Here is a 17,503-nt window from a genome sequence, read left to right as displayed (position 1 = left end):
GACGCCGTGCGGCGTGTTGCTGCGGCAGAACATCGACCGCGTGCGGAACAACGTGAGCGCATTCGATCCACGTATCCGCAACCCGGGCTTGCCTGAGCTGCGCCCCAGGGGCAACGCCCACGACCGTTAGATAGCGCTGCCGCCGGATCAGGCGCGGGTCGAGCGCGTCGTTAAACAAGATCTATTACCGCCGAAGCAACGCCTTTCGGGGCGTTGTGACGGCCAGCTTTTTTCAATTAGAAAATCGGGGAATTGTCGGGGATGAATCACGTTTATCGTGTCGTATGGAATACAGCTCTGGGTTTGTTTCAGGTGGTGTCGGAACAGGCCCATGCCGGGGGCGGGGGTCAATCCGCTCGTAGCGCGCGCCGAAGCGCTGCTCGCAAACGTGCGGCGCTGGCGCGGGGCGCGGCTGCGGTTGGGTTGAGTCTGGTCAGTACCATACCTGTTGCATACGCTGACGGCGCGGGCGGGTTGGGGGGCTACTATAACTGTTACTGCGGGGGTGCCTATACACCTTACTACGGAGGTACCGGCGGCAATGGAAGCGGCAATGCCGATGGCAGCGGCGCTCAGGGCGGGAGTGGCACCGACGGTACCGGCGGCGGTGGCGGGGGCGGCGCCCCGACGGCAGTGACGGCAACAACTACGACGAGTAGCAGTGTCACTGGTGAAGGAGGCGATAACGGTAGCGCAGGCGCCAACACCGGCGGCGGCGGCGGTGGCGGCGGTGCCGGCATGGTGGTTTCTGGAACTGGAGGAACTGGCATTACGCTGACCAATAGCGGTGGCACGATCACTGGCGGCAGCGGCGGAAACGGTGGCTCCGACACGGCCGCCCCGGGTGGCGGCGGAGGCGGGGGTGCTGGGGTGTTCGTTACGGGATCTGGCGTGACGGTGACCAATAGTAGCGGCGGCACCATTATTGGAGGCGCCGGTGGCGCCGGTGGCATCAACAGCGGAGTCATGTACGCCGGCTTCGGAGCCGGTGGTGACGGTGGCGACGGGATAGTCGTCAATGGAACAGACGTTACGATAAACAATTCCGGCACCATCATCGGTGGCGCTGGTGGCGCCGGCGGCAATACCTGGCTCAGCGGCAATGTCGGTGCTGGAATATCCGTCAATGGATCGGCCGGTGGACTCACGAACAGCGGCACGATCACCGGTGGCGTCTACAACAATAGCACCGGCACTATCGATGTGTTGACCAACGGCGGTGCCATCAGTGGCAGTTACGCGGGTATCTACAACAGCGGCTCGATTACCACGCTGATCAACAGCGGCCTCAGCAGCGGCAACGTCGGCGGCGCCATCAGCGGCGGCGTCGGCATCGAAAACGCCGCCGGCACGATTGGCACGCTGACCAACTACGGCTCCATCAGCAGCTCCGCCAGCGGCTCCGGCACGGGCATTTACAACGCCGGCACGATCGGCACGCTGACCAACAACGGCTCCATCAGCGGCGCCAGCACGGGCATCGGGAACGATGGCACGATCGGCACGCTGAGCAACAGCGGCTCCATCAGCGGCGTCGACACTGGTATCTCGAACTACGGCACGATCCAGACACTGGACAACAACCTCGGTGGCACCATCAGCGGCGGCCCGATCAGCAATGGCTGGGGCGATGCCATCGGCATCGAAAACGGCAACGTTGGCACGATCAACGGTCTGACCAATAACGGCACCATCGGCGGCACCATCACCGGGGGCACGGGTCATGCCACGGGCATCGGAAACTATGGCACGATTGGCACGCTGACCAATAACGGCACTATCAGCGGCACTGCCACCGGCACCGGCGCCATCGGCAGCGGGATCTACAACCAGCCCGCCCTCACCATGACCTACTACTCCCCCGAACCCTCGGGCACGATCGGTACGCTTACTAACAGCGGCCTGATCACAGGTAGCACCGACGGCATCGCCAACGGCGGCATCATCACCACGCTGAACAATACCGCTGAGGGGACCATCAGTGGCCCCATCGGCATTAACAACCTGAGCGCGACCACGACCGTGAACGGCTCGCAAACGGCCACGACTGGCGCCGGCTTGATCAGCGCGCTGAACAACGACGGTCTGGTCACGGGCACCACCAGCGGCATCGCCAACGCCGGCAGCATCACCACGCTGAACAATACCGCTAACGGCACCATCAGTGGCCCCATCGGCATCAATAACCTGGGCGCGCCCACGACCACGACCAACAGCGGCAACGCGACGGTCACGAACAACAGCGGCTCGATCGGCACGCTGACCAACAGCGGCCTGATCACGGGCAGCCAGTACGCTATTTACAATGGGGCGTCCGGCACGATCGGCCCGATCACCAACTCGGGTGTCATCGCCGGCAACATCGAGAACGACTCCAGCAACGACCTGAACATCAGCGGCGGCACGGGCACGATCTTCGGCACGCTGACCGGCTACGACTCCGACGGCACGACCAGCACGACCGGCACGATCACCAACACGAGCTCGAACGTTGCATTCGGTTCCGGCAACCTGGTACTGAACGACAACATCAACGTCGGCAGCAACGCAGTGAACAACACCGGCACCGCTGTGCTGCAGGTCAACCAGCCAATCGCCATCACGGGTAACTACAATCAGAGCAGCAGCGCGACGCTGCAGATCGGTGTAGCGAGCGGCGCGACGACGCAGGGCGCGATCGCCACGGACAGCGGCTACGGCCGGCTCGTGGTGAGCGGCAACGCGACGATTGCGTCGGGTTCGTCAGTGACCCTGCAGTCCAATGGTTACGCCTTCGCCGCCGGGCAGCATTACGTCGTGATGGATACGGCCGGCACGGCGGTCTATAACGCGGCCGCCCTGAACTATTCGATCAACGGTTATGCGTCGAGCGTGACCGGTACGGTCGCATCTAACGGCACTAACAGCGATCTGGTGCTGGATGTGGTGAGCGCGACTTTGATCCCGCCCTCGACGCCGACTTCAACACCGCCCTCGACATCGCCGTCCACCCCGACTTCGACGCCGAGGCCCACGTTCATCGTAACCGCGCCGAACGCCGTCGCATCGATCAACGGCCTGCTGAACTACAACGTCACCAGCAATTTCTCGCTGGCGCTGAATACCCTGGAAAACGCTGTGCTAGGTTCCCTGAGCCAGGGCACGTCCGCGACCGCGAACCAGATCGGCAAGCAACTGGCGCCGACCCAGACCGACACGGCGGCGGCTGCGCCGACGTTCGACGCGCTCAATGTGGTCGGCGCGCACGTCGACGGTCTTCGCCTCGCGCAGGCGGAGGGCGAAACCGGCGTGGCGACCGGCGAAGGTCCCGAGCAATGGGGCGTGTGGGGCCAGGCCTACGGCGGCCACGCGAGCCAGGGCGAGATCGGCCAGGTGGACGGCTACAGCGCGAACTACGGCGGCCTGCTGATCGGCGCTGACAAGGCGGTCAACGATAACTGGCGTGTCGGCGGCGTGTTCAGCTATAGCAATACGGCGGTCAACAGCACCGGCGACACCGCAGGCGACACGACCACCATCAACGGCTACGGCCTGATCGGCTATGCCAGCTATACGGCGAGTCAGTGGTATGTCAATCTGTCGGGCGGGGTGATCCAGCAGCAGTACGACACCACGCGTCAGTTCAGCATGCAGGGTTTGTCGGGCACGGCTGACGGCCACTTCAGCGGCCAGCAGTACGTGGCACGCGCCGAGGCGGGCTATCCGCTGGCGCTGGGCGGGATCACGCTCACGCCGCTGGCCAGTCTCACGTACAGCTACCAGGACCAGGGCAGCTATACGGAGAGCGGCGGCAACGGCGCGGCGCTGTCAGTCGACGCCAGCCACGCGAGTTCGGTGAGAAGCAGCCTCGGCGCGAAGCTGGAGGAGGGCTTCTCGACGCACTACGGGGAGATCGTGCCAGAGGTTCAGGTGCAGTGGATCCACGAGTACGACCACACGGCGCAGGTGACGGGGGCGAGCTACGCGGGGGATCCGACCGGCGTGACCGCGTTCACGACCGTGGGGGCGACCCCAGTGTCGGATCTGGCGGACCTCTCGCTGGGCGTGACGCTGGTGCGTGCGAACAACATGAGCCTGACGGTGCGCTACGAATTGCAGGCGGGTTCAGGGTTTGTGTCGAACACCGGAGTGTTGCGCCTCGAGCAGAAGTTCTGATGCGGTCCATTTGACGCAAGCCGAAGCGGCGGCAAGCGATCGGCGTTGAATGCCGATGTCTGCCGCCGCTTCGGTGACATCAAATGCGGTACATTCTGCAGGTGTTCATCAACGCTGTTCCGTCCCCCTTCCTCCATGTCGACCACCTCTGGACCGTCAACCCTAAGCGTTGCGGAAGCACTCAACCGGGCACAAGGCCACTGGAATGCCAGGGAGGTGCCCCAGGCCGAGCGACTATGCCAGCGAATTCTGGCCGCATCGCCGGGGCAGCCCGACGCGCTGCATCTGCTCGGATTGATGGCACATGCGCACGGCAACCTTGATCTGGCGATTGCGCTCCTGAGCCAGGCCTGTATGGCTACGCAGGCCCCGGCGATCTATTCAAGCAACCTCGCCGAGATGTACCGTCGAAAGGGCTTGCTTGCCCAAGGCGAACAAGCCGCACGGCGCGCGGTTGCACTTGAGCCCACCTTGATCATGGGTTGGAACAACCTCGGTATCTTGTTGCAAGAGGCCGGCAAGTTCGATGAAAGCAGCGCTTGCCTTGAGCGCGTGATCGCGCTCAATCCCGAGTGGGCCGAGGCACACAACAATCTCGCCAATACGTATCGGCGTCTCGCGCGCCTCGATCTGTGTGAAACGTACTACCGCCGCGCCGTGGAACTCAACCCACGCTATGCCGAGGCATACAGCAATCTGGCGTTCCTGCTTTCCACACAAGGACGTTACGACGAAGCGCAAGCCGCGGCGCAACGCGCAATTGAACTCAGTCCTCACCTCATCGACGCATACGTGAATCTCGCGGACCTCGAGATGTCGCGCCACCGGTACGATGCGGCATTGCAAGCACTCGACGCGCTACGTGCGTTCGCTCCCCATCACCCGGCCGCTCTGGTTGCGTACTCGAAGGTGCTCCGACAGATCGAACACCACGACGAAGCGCTCGACTTCGCGCGCGAGGCCGTCGCGCTTGCACCACGCAGCGCCGAGGCCTACAACACGCTTGCGAACGCATACCAGTCGCTGGGATTCACCGATGAGGCGATGGCGGCCTTCGAACAGGCCGCACAACTACCCGGCACGGTGACCGAGGAAGCGCTCGTGGGGAGAGCGATCCTGCTCCTGGAAGCAGGTCGCAAAGCGCAAGCGTTGGCCACGTTCGACCAGGCGCTCGAAGCGTTCCCGGGCTCTGTGCAGACACTGACCCGACGCGCCGATGCGCGCACGTTTGAGGTCGACGATCCCGATATCGCGATGCTTGAGGCCTTCATTGCCGAAGGCGAGCGCCGAGCGTTGCCGGACCGCACGGCGGCACACTTTGCGCTCGGCAAAGCGTACCTCGATATCAAGGAGCCGGCGCGCGCCTTTGCGCACTTCGAGGCGGGCAACCGTCAGCACCGGGCAAGCTTTGCCTACGACTGCGCCGCGTCCGGCCGATCTATGAAGCGCATTGCCGAGCATTTTCCTGCTGGCCTATTTGACAGGCTCAAGCGCCAGGGCGAAGCGTCGGAGATGCCAGTCTTCATCGTCGGCATGCCGCGCTCGGGAACCACGCTGATCGAACAGATCGTATCGTCGCACCCACAGGTGACCGGCGCGGGTGAACTGTCTGCGCTACGTCGCATCGTCGAAGCGAGCGGTCTCTTCCCGGACGGCGTAAGCCACATGTCGGGCGAAGACTTGGCACGCCTCGGACGTGACTATCTGGCGAAGATCGCGCCGCTGTCGCAGGGGCGCGCGCGCGTCGTCGACAAGATGCCCGGCAACTTTCTCCATGCGGGGCTGATTGCGCTGATCCTGCCGGGCGCGCGCATCATCCACGCCCGGCGCAATGCCATCGATACCTGCCTGTCGTGCTACACCAAGCTGTTCGGCGGCGAACAACCCTTCGCCTACAGCCAGACGGAGTTGGGCGAGTACTATCGTTACTACGAGGAGCTGATGGCGCACTGGCGCGCGGTGTTGCCGGCGCACCGTTTCATCGAGATCGATTACGAAACCGTGGTGGACAATCTCGAGCACGAAGCCCGCCGCCTGGTCGATTTCCTCGGCCTGCCATGGAACGATGCGTGTTTGCGCTTCCATGAAAATCGCCGCGTGGTGCGCACAACGAGTGTCAATCAAGTCCGTCGGCCGATCTACCAATCATCCAAGGGACGTTGGCAAGCGTATTCCGGCCATCTGGGTCCGCTGCTCGCTTCGCTCGGACTCGAGCCGTGAGGCTGGACCACACGGCATGCATGCATTGTGTGTCAAAGATTCTCGCGCAAGGCCTGTCATACATGGCGCCGAGAGCGCAGGCGGTCGGCCGTGTGTGGCGTCGGTCGATGCATTGGCGCGGATGGCTCGGGCCTATCCTGCAACACTGCCTTCTCGGTTGCGGGCTTTCCTTCGTTTTGTCCGGCTGTGCATTGGACCGGAACGCGCATGCTGATTCGCTCGCCGAACCTGCCGGACTTCATCGCGAACGCATCGACACTGACAGCTTCGTGCTAACCGCATTCACGCGGATAACGCGGCCCGATAAGCCCGTGGATATCTACATTGAAGGCGACGGGCTCGCGTGGCTGTCACGTGATGAGCGCTCGCTCGACCCGACACCGCGCGACGCGCTGGGTCTTGCGCTCGCGGCCGCCGATCCCGCGCCGAACGTCGCCTACCTCGCGCGACCCTGCCAGTTCACGCCGATGGAGATGAACCGCCGTTGCGAACCGGCGTACTGGACAGGCAAGCGTTACGCGCCCGAAGTGATCGAGTCGATGAACCGCGCGGTCGACCGGATCGCGGCGCGTGTGCCGGGGCAAAAGGTCGCCCTGATCGGATACTCGGGAGGCGGCGCGCTCGCGGTGCTGGTGGCGGCGCGCCGCACGGACGTCGCGTCGATACGGACCGTTGCGGGGAACCTTGATGTCGAATACGTGAATCAGCTCCACCATGTATCCCCGATGCCAGCGTCGGAGAACCCGATCGATCACGCGTCCGAGGTTGCGCAAACGCCGCAGCTCCACTTTAGCGGTGCGCATGACACGGTCGTGACGCCGGCCGTTGCCCAACGCTTTGTCGACGCGACATCAGGGCGATGTGCGCGCGCCATTACGGTTGCATCTCTCGCACATGAGAGCGACTGGGCCCGTGTTTGGCCGTCGTTGCTATCCATCGAAGCCAAATGCATGACGGGTTCCCCTTGAAAAGCGAGCATCTGAGCTCTGCTTCACCGAGAGGCACCTCCTCTCTCATCATCGGACAGTCACCGTCGGATCACGAAGTGCCGGTTGGGGTTGGACAGTGTCCCTTACGGTCCAGCGGAACCGCGGCTCAAACCTCGGTCTGCTCTGCCATCTCGAGCGCGTCGTCGACTTCGATGCCGAGGTATCGGACTGTGCTCTCAAGTTTGGTATGTCCAAGCAGCAGCTGTACGGCCCTGAGGTTTTTTGTCCGGCGATAAATCAGCGATGCTTTGGTTCGACGCATTGTGTGCGTGCCGTACGCGGTGTCGTCGAGTCCAATCGACCGTATCCAGCGATGCACGAGCCGCGCATACTGACGCGTCGATAGATGGGGCGACGCGTGAATCCGGCCCCGAAACAGGAAGTCTGAGGGTGAGAGCCCCGCTGCCTTGATCCAAACTTCCACGCTTTCGCGGGTTTGCTCGATGATCTCGAATTGCACCGGCCTCTGCGTCTTCTGCTGCATGACAGTCGCCCGCGGCGCCACGCGGGAGCCAAGGCAGACGTCGCGCACCCGCAGTTTCGTCAGATCGCATGCCCTTAGCTTGCTGTCGATCGCCAGATTAAACATCGCAAGATCACGCGTTCTCGCTCCGAGCTGCAGGCGGATCCGGATGGCCCAGATTTCCCTGAGCTTCAGCGGCGGCTTCTGACCGGTCAACTTGTCCTTGTTCCACAGTTCGCGCGGCACGCCACTGGTGATAGTCGCTTCCATGACGATCCCCTTTCGAGGGAAGGGAGACACAGTCTGCGCCAACCGTAGGGGCGATACCCGACCCGATCCAGCCCTTCAGGTAGGTTCTTCGACTGTCACCACCGCGCTCGAAAGCGGCCGCAGCAGGAGTCACCGGTCAGAACGTCACCACCGTTTGCAGCCCGACAACCGCCTCATTGCGAACCGGTGCTCCGTTAGCCGGATTGGATATGCCCCCGGTCGGACTGAAGAAGTACTGAAAGTCGGCCTGCACTTGCCACCAAGGGGTAACTTGGCACAGATAGGTCGCCTCGATGACCGTTTCACCGGACGGCACGGAAGAGCCCAGTTGCGCTGAGGCAGGATTGTTGACGAATCTCACCCCCGGGCTGATATCCACATAGCCCAAAGAGATGCCCGCCGAATCGTTGTTGCGCCCCTTGAACGGCGCCTTCAGCACGAGCCCGGCGTTGACCTCGAAATCGATCAAGTTGCGATTGCTCGGGGCATCCATCGCCATTGCGTACACGCCAAGCGATCGTGAGGTGTTAGCACTGGAGCGCCAGATCATCTGATCAGCGATGCCATAAATGCTGAAGTCCCCGCGGTACGTCGTCGGACTCGCGAACGTTAGCCCCGTGCCGTACTGCGGCGCGGGAAAGCGTTCGTTGTTGTACCAGAAGCCGAGCTTGTAGGTGCCCGGCAGCCCGCTCGGCTGAGTCGAGGCTGAGCCTGCCGCCGGCGGCTGATTGATCGAGTACTGCAACTCCCCGATCATCATCACGCCATTGGAGAGCTCAAAGTTCGTGCCGCTGGGATTGATTCGGTACGGGTCCCCGACGCCCGGCGCCGGATTGGCGTCGAAGATGCCACCAAGCACCGTCAGTGACTGGCTCGGCTTGAACCGCAGCCGCACGCCAGGTGATGACAGCGGATAGTCCGGGCCGCCTCCGGGCATATCATAGGACGGCAGCGCAGGCCAACCAAACATTGCGTTCACGAACAGCGCGCCGTACTGGCTGATCATGAACTCGTTGTCGAGACTTTGCTGCCCGACCTTCACGTCGAACTTATCGCCGAAACTCTGTTGATACCAAAGCTCCCACAAGCGCGTGCCCGGATCGGCTTCGACGCCGTTCGCACTCTGCAAGACGTCGAGATGCGACCCAGATATGCCGTAACCCTGAATTTGCAGCGCGTCAACGAAGAACTGGCCACCCTTCAAACCAAACGCCTTGTCGGTATCGACGCTCAAGCCCAATTGCGCGACACCATTGTAGACAGCGCCGGGCTTTACACCGCCCGTGAAGTTATTGAAGAGGTCGCTCGTTTCCTGCACGCTCAACGTGACGCCATAGTTGCCGAGCCAAGGGCGTAGCCCGCCCATGTCGCCGAACAAGTTCGAACGGTCCCAAAATCCGGTTGCTGCTGACGGCGTCGGGTCGGCTTTGGCTACCGCATTTTCCCCCGCAGCAGGCGACAACGACTGCGACGGCGCTTCAGCCTGGGGCGGCGTTGGGGCCGGCGTTGCCTGGCTGGTCACCTGTGCGAAAGCGGGTCCTACGACGCTGAGGGACAGCACGGCGGAAAGGCAGCCCCTAGGAATCGAGTGGCATCCGGCGCGTGCCACCGCGCCCCGAAAATACGTAACGAATGATTCGACGAACATAGGTACACCCCTGCCACTCCTCACGAAGTCAGGCGACGTGAAGGCGTGTTTACGCCCGCAAGCGGCTCGCGGACGGGCCGTCAAACGGAGGGAGCGTGTGCTGACGGACCGGCAGAAGGCCAGCCGCACTAGCGCATGCTTGTGGTGAAGCGGAAAAGCAAAGGCCGCCCCCTGCTCGCGCTATTTGAAGAAAGCCATCTGCACGACCTTGACGATAACCAGGCCCACCGCCAAGAGGAGATAGCCGCGCAGCACGCCCATCCAGATGCGTTTGGCCAGCGTGAGGTTCGGCGCCGGCAGTTGATCCAGCGGCGGCATGCGCCACGCATCGCGCGCTTGCTTGGTGTAAGTCCGCACGGCATGTGCAGCTGTGCCGCCCGCTGGTTCACGGCGAAGCTTGCGTATTACAACGGTACCTGCGTAGCCCGCGACAGCGAGCAGTGTGCCTCCAACGAGCACATCGAGAATGGTCTGCCCGCTGATGTCCGGGTACATCACCGAAGCGGTCAAGATGATGGAGAGCATCACCAGTACCCAGATGACCGCGCCGGTGAACAGGTTGAGCGTCTTTGAGTTGACCCACGGACCGAGCACGGCCTTGTCGTTGCACAGCAGTAGCAAAAACACCGTGGCGCTGGGAAGTAACACGCCGGCCAGCGTTTGTACGGCCACAGTCAAGAGTCCAAGCGGGCTTCCTGGAATCAGAACCAGCCCGGCAGCCAACGCGACGATGCCAAAGTAGACCAGATAGAAGCCCTTCGCATCCGTCACGCTGCGCTGAAGCGAGTGCCGAATCTTGAATACGTCACCAATGGCATAGGCGGTCGACAGCGACACGGATGCCGCGCCGATGATGCTAGCGTCGAGCAGCGCCACGGCGAAGATGACGGCCGGTGTGCGACCCACATATTTGTTCAGGCCGGTGATGACGCCGCCCGCGTCGGTGAAATTACCCAACTCCGGCTTCCCGGCGAACAGCGCCGCACAGAAGGAAATCATCGCCACTGCGCCGATCATCACGAACGCAATGCCAATCCACAAATCGGCTTTCTCATACTTCATGAAACGCGGCGTGATGCGCTTGTCGATCACATAGCTCTGCTGGAAGAACAACTGCCACGGCGCAACGGTGGTACCGACGATGCCGATCACGAGCAGCATCACGTCGCTCAGCTTCGAATGAGCGGGCCAGTTCGGAATGAAGAAGTCGCGTGTCATCTGTGCAACTGGCGGGTGAATCGACACCAGCACGGGCACCAGCAACAGACTCAATACGCACAGCGCCACAGCGAAGCGTTCAAAGCGGCGGAAGTTGCCGGTACTGACTGCCGCCATCGTCAACACAGCAGCGATGCCGACGCCAACGATTTTGGAAATGCCGAGGAAGTCGAGCGCGAACGTGATGCCGATGAATTCGGTGACAATCGTCAGCGCGTTGAGGATAAACAAATCGATGACGCTGAAAGCGCCCCAGAATTTGCCGAAGCGCTCAAAGATGAGCCGCGCGTGGCCGACCCCGGTCACCGCGCCGAGACGCAGCACCATCTCCTGGTTGACGAAGAGGACCGGCACCAGCAGAAGCAAGGTCCACAACAGCGTGGTCCCGTAGTTCTGCCCGGCCTGGGCATAAGTGCCGAAGGCGCCCGCATCGTTGTCGCCAACCATCACAATGAGGCCGGGGCCGAGAATGGCCATCAGCGTGCGCAAGCGCCCCCACCAGCTGGTGCGGGGCGCGCTGTCGTGGTGTGCCATGGTGCCGAAAGCGCCCTTGATGTCGCCCACATGGGCATCGTCGAGCACGGCGCCGCGCGGTCGCGAGGATGGAGTAATACACATGTGCTTTCCTTGCCGCTGAATCACTTACGGAAATGACGCGTCGACGGCATACGTAAGGCGGATGTCATCGCACACGATGACGCCTTGCGTATGACGGAAATGCGCTGGAGATTACGAAAAGAGTGTTTTCAGGCGCTGCCAGATTGCGGCGAATTGATGCTGGTCGACAGAGGGGAGCGACAGCGGGGTATCGTCGTGGGCGCGCGGTTCACGGACGTGAGGCAGTTGCAGGACAAGCAGACCGAAGTTCATGGGCGATTCTCCAAGCGTTTGGCTTAACGCAGTTCGCGGAAAGCCAGCGGACACGGAGCTCAAGCGCGCTATGCGCGTGGCGATGACGGTCTACTCGCTTTCCTTAGGCAAGTTCAAGGTGAGGCGGCATAAGGGATAACTGTCACTGTCCGGCTAGCGGCTCCTTATCTGCGTTTCATACGCACGAGTTTGTTCGCGCGCTTGCCCGCGTCTTATTCAAAAAGACGCGGACGAACGCGGTCGCGATTTGACGCTCGCGACGCGGTACCCGTGCGGACGAGCGAAAACACTGCGTCCATACGGTGCTAATAAGGGTGCACGGAGAGATTTACTGCGGCGCGCACCATCTGCCTGCTGGCAAGACGGCGGCGGAAAGAAGAGAGCGCGGACGTCCTGCCGGTCAGGCGGCGAAACTAATCGAAGATCGACAACTACAGGTGTCCAAGGCAGCAGCCCCATTTGTGAAGACGGCGGATTCTAGTCATTTTCCGGGCCGGGAGTCAACAGAATTCACCAAGCACAGTTCAGAACCACTCCCACGCCCATGGCGACAACCGCTGCACGCCGGCCGTTCGACGAGTGGACGATCAAAGAGCATCATCGACAATGTCTCTTGCCTACCCGTGAGCGGTCACTCCCGAACCTTTCCCGAGCGGCTCAAACTGGCCGGACTGGGACGAATCGCGACCGGCTCAGTCCGCAACCCACAACGGACGGTGGACCACCCACCCGTGAAACGGCGGCTTCCAGGCAGGGACAACGGCCATTCATCCCGTCGAGTCGCTCGGCAGGTCAGCAGCCAATAGGCCATTCGCGCTTTTACAGAAGCGCCCCCATTCCCCACTGTCCGTCCTCGCAAGGTGCTCCGCTCAAGTGCACCGACGGAAAGCCAAAGGGCTGTGGTAACGAGCGCACCGAAAGTAATAACAAGTCTCATCTCGCAGTCTGCTTATACTCATTCACCAATCTTGTGCAGGACCATTTACCTTGCGCGCTCATTCGGTGGCCGGATTTGGTGTCAATGATTTCGCACGTGCACTATTATCTGTAAAAGGGTCACCGCGCCCGACTCAGCGCAGCCGCTTGCGCCAGCTGAGACCTCCCAGAGTAAATGCGCATACAACGGAGCGGGCGTGCTGATCGGCAACGTGGGTCGCAAGGCGACAGACGGCATCTCCGACTTCCTCAAACTGGAATCGGCGGGCGGTTTGCTGCTCGTGGTCGCAGCAGCATTCGCGCTGATCTGCAGCAACTCGCCGCTTCGACACGCGTACGACGATCTGCTGAAGATCCCTGTGGAGATGCGCATTGGATCGTTCGCCGTCGCGAAGCCGCTTCTGCTGTGGATCAACGACGGGTTGATGGCCATCTTCTTCCTCCTGGTCGGACTGGAGGTCAAACGCGAGGTGGTTGAAGGGGAACTGTCCACTCCCGCCCAGGTGGTGCTACCTGTCGTTGCCGGGTTGGGCGGAATGGTGGTGCCGGCACTCATCTATCTCCTATTTAACCGTGGAAATGGCGCGGCCTTAAATGGCTGGGCCATTCCCACAGCCACTGACATTGCATTTGCGCTCGGCATTCTCTCTCTGCTCGGCAATCGGGTGCCGGTGTCGCTGAAAATATTCCTGACCGCAGTAGCGATTGCCGACGATTTCGGTGCAATCGCGATCATTGCACTGTTTTATACCGCTGAGCTTTCCCTTCCAATGCTATTTTCGGCGATCGCGGCGATCGCGGTGCTGACCGCCTTGAATCTGCAGAAAATCACTCGAATCGCACCTTACGTTATTGTCGGCGTGATCTTGTGGGTATTCGTTCTGAAGTCCGGCGTCCACGCAACGCTCGCAGGCGTTGCAGTCGCCTTCGCCGTGCCTTTGAAGACGACGGACGCCCGAGGCCACGCTCCGCTGCACCAGCTCGAACACAGCCTCCACCCTTGGGTGGCCTTCGGTATTTTGCCGATCTTCGCTTTCGCCAATGCCGGTGTCTCGTTCGCTGGCGTTACGCTGACGGCGCTGGCAGAGCCGCTGCCGCTAGGTATCGCCACCGGGCTTTTCATCGGAAAGCTCGTCGGCGTCGGCGGGGCGAGCGCCGCGCTGGTTCGGCTCGGTCCGGCCAGGCTTCCTGAGGGCGCAAGCTGGCGCCAGCTGGTTGGGGTTGCCGCACTGTGTGGCGTCGGCTTCACCATGAGTCTGTTCATCGGCTCCCTCGCTTTCGAAGGCCCCGAATATTTCACACCGCTCCGGCTGGGCGTGCTCGTGGGCTCAATGCTATCGGGCGTTACCGGTTATCTGCTTCTCAGGTTTGCGTCCGGTCATTCCAGGACAACCCCATCGCGGGGGGGCTAACTAGTCGATCTCTCAATTGGAGAGAACATCGTGAGCCTCGATACGCTGGAAACGCTGATTGCCGCGGCCCTTGTTCTTCTGCTCGGGCGGCAGATCCTTCCCGGACAGCCCCTGCGAACCTACAGCGTTCCCGAACCAGTCGTCGGCTGCTCGGCAATGTCAGCCTCGGACTATTTCTCGCGATCGCGCTGATGAGCCTGCGCTTATGGGACTTGGCCTCGCTTGCGCTACCACTTCTCGCAATCCTGGTCGTGCAGGCGATCGCGATGGCCGGCTACGCCGTTATCGTCACCTTTCGTGTCATGGGCCGCGATTATGACGCGGCGGTGCTGGCCGCCGGGCACTGTGGTTTCGGCCTCGGGTGCCACGCCGACTGCGATCGCCAACATGCAAGCCATTACGGAGCGGTTTGGCCCCTCCCGTCTGCCCTTTCTGGTGGTGCCGATGGGCGGGAGCGTTTTTTATCGACGTCGCGAATGCGATCGTCATCAAATTATTCCTGATGCTGCCAATCTACGGGTAAAGGAGAGGCCCCCCATTTGCCGCAACGTCAAACAAGCGTATGCGCGCGAACAGATCGATGATTCCCATTGTCCGTCGATCGCGCCGCGGTACTCGTGGCCTACATCCAGACGCTTGCCCGTTACCTCCTGCTCGACCGGCCGTTGACGCTGCACGAAGACGACTATCTCGTGTACACGTTCAACCGTTTCGAAGCATGCCGCTTCGGACTTGCGGGAACCCTCGTCGCGCCCGAGACGGGTGAGCGTCGGACGATTGCCGACGATGTACTCGCGACGCTCGACAAGCTTGCACCACATGCAGAGGCTTTGGGCTCGACCGAGGCCCTCGAGGAGATCGCGTCGGTTGCTCGCAGTGAGATCAACGATGCAACGTGGTTTCGCGAGACGTATCGCCACGGTTTCTAGCTCGCGCAAAACGTGGGCGAGTAATCCGATTCACCGCCGGTGGACCGCGATGGCTTGCTGTCCAACGCTATGAACGGCCGGTGTCACGTTGTTGCCGTGCTGGCCAGGCTCGAGTCCCCGGTAGTCGGTAACGGCTCATAAGCGGCCGCATGGCGAGCAACGTGCTCATATGCACGCGATACCCGCTACAAAAGCCATTCGATGGGAAGAATTGAAAAAAACCACACACCCAGGCGGGTAGTCCATGCCGAGTGGGGTTCGGTGTCATGGCGTACGACTGCATTTCCGCGTTGCTCAAGCCAGTACAGATTGCCATTGCTATCGAGCCGCACAAAGTACGCCAGTTGGGGCCCGAGTGTCGAAAAGATGGACTCGATCCGACGAGCCAGCTCCGGGCTATCGATTACGAAGCCGAGTTCGGTATTGAGGTTCGCCGAGCGGGGATCAAAATTCAGCGACCCGACGAAAACGCGCTTTCCATCGACCGCAAAGGTCTTCGCATGAAGGCTCGATCCCGAACTGCCCAACACGCCGGTGGACTCTTCGTTGCTGTCACTGTTGTGGGGCGAGCGCCGCAACTCGAACAGCTCCACGCCAGCATTGAGTAGTTCCACCCGCCGTCGGGCGTATCCGGAGTGGACGGCGACGACATCCGTCGCCTCGAGTGAATTGGTCAACACGCGTACCCTAGTGCCGCTGCTCGCCAACTGGGTGAAATATCGTGTACCTGTTTCGGCCGGGACGAAGTACGGTGACACGAGGTCGAGTTCCCGCTCAGGATCCCCCAGGATCTCCCGCAACTGACTCAAAACGAGTGTCGTGGGCGGCGCGCGGTTCAGGACCTTGGCTGGGTCGTCGCTGATCATGCGTGTCCTTGCCCATTCAAAGGGCAACGTGCTTTCGAGTAGTTCGCGCACATCGGGCGTTTCCCGAATGGCATCCACGTATGCGGCGGCCGCCGGATCCCATTGCAACTTCCTCGCCCTTTGACCGAGCGCATCCAGCCGGTCCAACGCGGCAGGAGAAAGAATCTGTCTGGCCGGGTACGATGAAGCACTTGCCCAGTAACGGTCGAAGTCCCGCGCCACGTCGGCTGCGGCCGGGCCGACAGCAAGGACGTCCAGATCGGCAAACACGACACCATCGGTGGCGCCGAAATATTCGTTGCCAATGTTTCGCCCGCCGATGATGGTTGCGGCGCTATCAGCGGTAAACGACTTGTTGTGCATGCGTCGATTAAGCCGCGAGAAGTCTGGGAGGAAGCCCGTCGCCTTCGGCCTCCGGATAGCGAATGGATTGAACAGACGCACCTCGATGTTCGGGTGAGCATCGAGCGCCGCCAGGATCTCGTCGAGACTGGACGGTATGCCATTGTCGTCGAGCAACAGGCGTACGCGCACGCCACGGTCAGCCGCTTCATGGAGCTCTTCGAGCAGCAGTATGCCTGTCAGATCATTGCGCCAGATATAGTATTGAACGTCCAGTGTACGCTGCGCAGCGCGTGCAAGATTCACGCGTGCGGCGAATGCCGCGCGCGAGTCCACAAGCGGATCGATACCTGTAAGCCCGGCATGTGCCGACAGCTGCGCGGCAATCGCACGCCCCAATCGCGTGTCCTGCGCCTGCTCGGTGGTCAGCGCGACCGAGTGCGTACGGTTTTCAAGCAAGGGCAGCGAGCAGCCTGCGAGCATCGCCGCCCAGATCGACAGCGACACTGCGATCGTGAACTTCCGGAGAACCCGCATCGCCGGGCAGCATGGCGCTGGTTGCATGGCAGCGTAGTGGGAGGCAAAAAGGGCAAACAGCAAACGCCGCAGGGCGTGCCTTCGCGCAGATTAGGAGTTCCCAAATGGGCACTACGATGGCATCGTACCTTATGTTTCGCAGGCTGCCGGAATTCATGATTCGCCCGGTGTTCCTGAGGGATGACTCCACGTCGAATGGGTATTGAAACACTACTGCACAATGGCCATTGCATCGCAGCAATTCCGCTACCTCGATGCAGTTGAGGTCGTCACAAGTCGAACCGGAACGGATATCTGCCCGCCGTCCACCTGGGTCACCTCGGAAAGACTGGCGCCCCTACTTACCAATCACCTTTCTCGCCTCATGAGTTTCTTCGCGGGCGTGCGTTGAACAACACGGGTTCGACAAGGACTCGCTGCCGCGGTTTGCAATCTCCGAAGTCGCGATGGCGCTTTTCGGTGCGCGAAGGTCCGTTGGCGGCTGCGGACCTGCCGTTCGGAATGTCCGCGCAAATCCACGTGCCAACGGCCGCTCGTGGCCCAGAGTGTGTCAAAACACGGAAATCTGCTGGGTACCGAGGTTTTGGCTCGCGGGTAGCCGCGCTCGTGCCGGACTGAAGAATTGGCTTTACTGCGATTTTGAACGGG

The 17,503-nt window shown here is 61.7% G+C and carries 10 protein-coding genes and 3 pseudogenes; 8 read left to right on the top strand and 5 right to left on the bottom strand.

Annotated features, from left to right (window positions below; translation table 11 throughout):
- Positions 1-261: 261 nt before the first annotated feature.
- The 4 genes and pseudogenes from HV670_RS32340 to HV670_RS25670 all read left to right on the top strand — a co-directional run.
- Positions 262-387, top strand: a pseudogene (locus HV670_RS32340) (ESPR domain-containing protein); the annotation flags it as partial.
- Between the two features lie 87 nt (positions 388-474).
- Entirely contained in the window at positions 475-4,155 is a 3,681-nt protein-coding gene (locus tag HV670_RS25680) for an autotransporter domain-containing protein (protein ID WP_425511466.1), read from the top strand.
- A 135-nt stretch (positions 4,156-4,290) separates the two neighbouring features.
- On the top strand, positions 4,291-6,375 hold the full coding sequence (locus tag HV670_RS25675) for a tetratricopeptide repeat-containing sulfotransferase family protein (RefSeq protein WP_175107814.1): 2,085 nt from the start codon (positions 4,291-4,293) through the stop codon (positions 6,373-6,375).
- Positions 6,376-6,482: 107 nt separating this feature from the next.
- Complete coding sequence (locus HV670_RS25670; RefSeq protein ID WP_175107829.1) at positions 6,483-7,343, top strand: alpha/beta hydrolase family protein; 861 nt, start codon at positions 6,483-6,485, stop codon at positions 7,341-7,343.
- A gap of 127 nt (positions 7,344-7,470) precedes the next feature.
- Here the strand turns inward: HV670_RS25670 and HV670_RS25665 are convergent, their stop codons facing one another.
- The 4 genes from HV670_RS25665 to HV670_RS25650 all read right to left on the bottom strand — a co-directional run bounded on the left by HV670_RS25665 (position 7,471) and on the right by HV670_RS25650 (position 11,833).
- Positions 7,471-8,097, bottom strand: coding sequence for a tyrosine-type recombinase/integrase (locus HV670_RS25665; protein ID WP_175107828.1), 627 nt, complete (start codon positions 8,095-8,097; stop codon positions 7,471-7,473).
- A gap of 136 nt (positions 8,098-8,233) precedes the next feature.
- The gene (locus HV670_RS25660; protein WP_175107827.1) at positions 8,234-9,745 is read right to left on the bottom strand and encodes a carbohydrate porin; all 1,512 of its coding nucleotides are present in this window, start codon (positions 9,743-9,745) and stop codon (positions 8,234-8,236) included.
- Between the two features lie 180 nt (positions 9,746-9,925).
- Entirely contained in the window at positions 9,926-11,581 is a 1,656-nt protein-coding gene (locus HV670_RS25655) for an NRAMP family divalent metal transporter (RefSeq protein WP_175107813.1), read from the bottom strand.
- Positions 11,582-11,692: 111 nt separating this feature from the next.
- Positions 11,693-11,833, bottom strand: a complete 141-nt coding sequence (locus HV670_RS25650; RefSeq protein WP_175107812.1) for a hypothetical protein — start codon at positions 11,831-11,833, stop codon at positions 11,693-11,695.
- Between the two features lie 1,133 nt (positions 11,834-12,966).
- On the opposite strand from HV670_RS25650, the gene nhaA reads away from it, so the two are divergent.
- The 4 genes and pseudogenes from nhaA to HV670_RS25630 form a co-directional block, all read left to right on the top strand.
- Positions 12,967-14,181, top strand: a complete 1,215-nt coding sequence (gene nhaA / locus HV670_RS25645) for a Na+/H+ antiporter NhaA (protein ID WP_175107811.1) — start codon at positions 12,967-12,969, stop codon at positions 14,179-14,181.
- A gap of 30 nt (positions 14,182-14,211) precedes the next feature.
- Positions 14,212-14,373: a sodium/glutamate symporter gene (locus HV670_RS25640; RefSeq protein ID WP_175107810.1), complete on the top strand. Its 162-nt coding sequence runs from the start codon at positions 14,212-14,214 to the stop codon at positions 14,371-14,373.
- Positions 14,328-14,704 (top strand): annotated as a pseudogene (locus tag HV670_RS25635) (sodium/glutamate symporter); the annotation flags it as partial. The gene HV670_RS25640 and the pseudogene HV670_RS25635, both read left to right, overlap by 46 nt.
- A gap of 64 nt (positions 14,705-14,768) precedes the next feature.
- Positions 14,769-15,110 (top strand): annotated as a pseudogene (locus HV670_RS25630) (glutamate-cysteine ligase family protein); the annotation flags it as partial.
- A 185-nt stretch (positions 15,111-15,295) separates the two neighbouring features.
- Here the strand turns inward: HV670_RS25630 and HV670_RS25625 are convergent.
- Positions 15,296-16,855, bottom strand: coding sequence for a phospholipase D family protein (locus HV670_RS25625; RefSeq protein WP_175107809.1), 1,560 nt, complete (start codon positions 16,853-16,855; stop codon positions 15,296-15,298).
- Between the last annotated feature and the right edge of the window lie 648 nt (positions 16,856-17,503).

Origin of the sequence: Pararobbsia alpina (assembly GCF_902859895.1) — a bacterium.
Taxonomy (GTDB): domain Bacteria; phylum Pseudomonadota; class Gammaproteobacteria; order Burkholderiales; family Burkholderiaceae; genus Pararobbsia; species Pararobbsia alpina.
This window is presented reverse-complemented; position numbering and strand designations above follow the sequence as displayed.

What these genes read in the sequence shown, in the direction of transcription:
- HV670_RS25675 (WP_175107814.1), top strand. Translation starts at nt 4,291, where the DNA reads ATGTCGACCACCTCTGGACCGTCAACCCTAAGCGTTGCGGAAGCACTC.
- HV670_RS25670 (WP_175107829.1), top strand. Translation starts at nt 6,483, where the DNA reads ATGCATTGGCGCGGATGGCTCGGGCCTATCCTGCAACACTGCCTTCTC.
- HV670_RS25665 (WP_175107828.1), bottom strand. Translation starts at nt 8,097, where the DNA reads ATGGAAGCGACTATCACCAGTGGCGTGCCGCGCGAACTGTGGAACAAG.
- HV670_RS25660 (WP_175107827.1), bottom strand. Translation starts at nt 9,745, where the DNA reads ATGTTCGTCGAATCATTCGTTACGTATTTTCGGGGCGCGGTGGCACGC.
- HV670_RS25655 (WP_175107813.1), bottom strand. Translation starts at nt 11,581, where the DNA reads ATGTGTATTACTCCATCCTCGCGACCGCGCGGCGCCGTGCTCGACGAT.
- HV670_RS25650 (WP_175107812.1), bottom strand. Translation starts at nt 11,833, where the DNA reads ATGAACTTCGGTCTGCTTGTCCTGCAACTGCCTCACGTCCGTGAACCG.
- HV670_RS25625 (WP_175107809.1), bottom strand. Translation starts at nt 16,855, where the DNA reads ATGCGGGTTCTCCGGAAGTTCACGATCGCAGTGTCGCTGTCGATCTGG.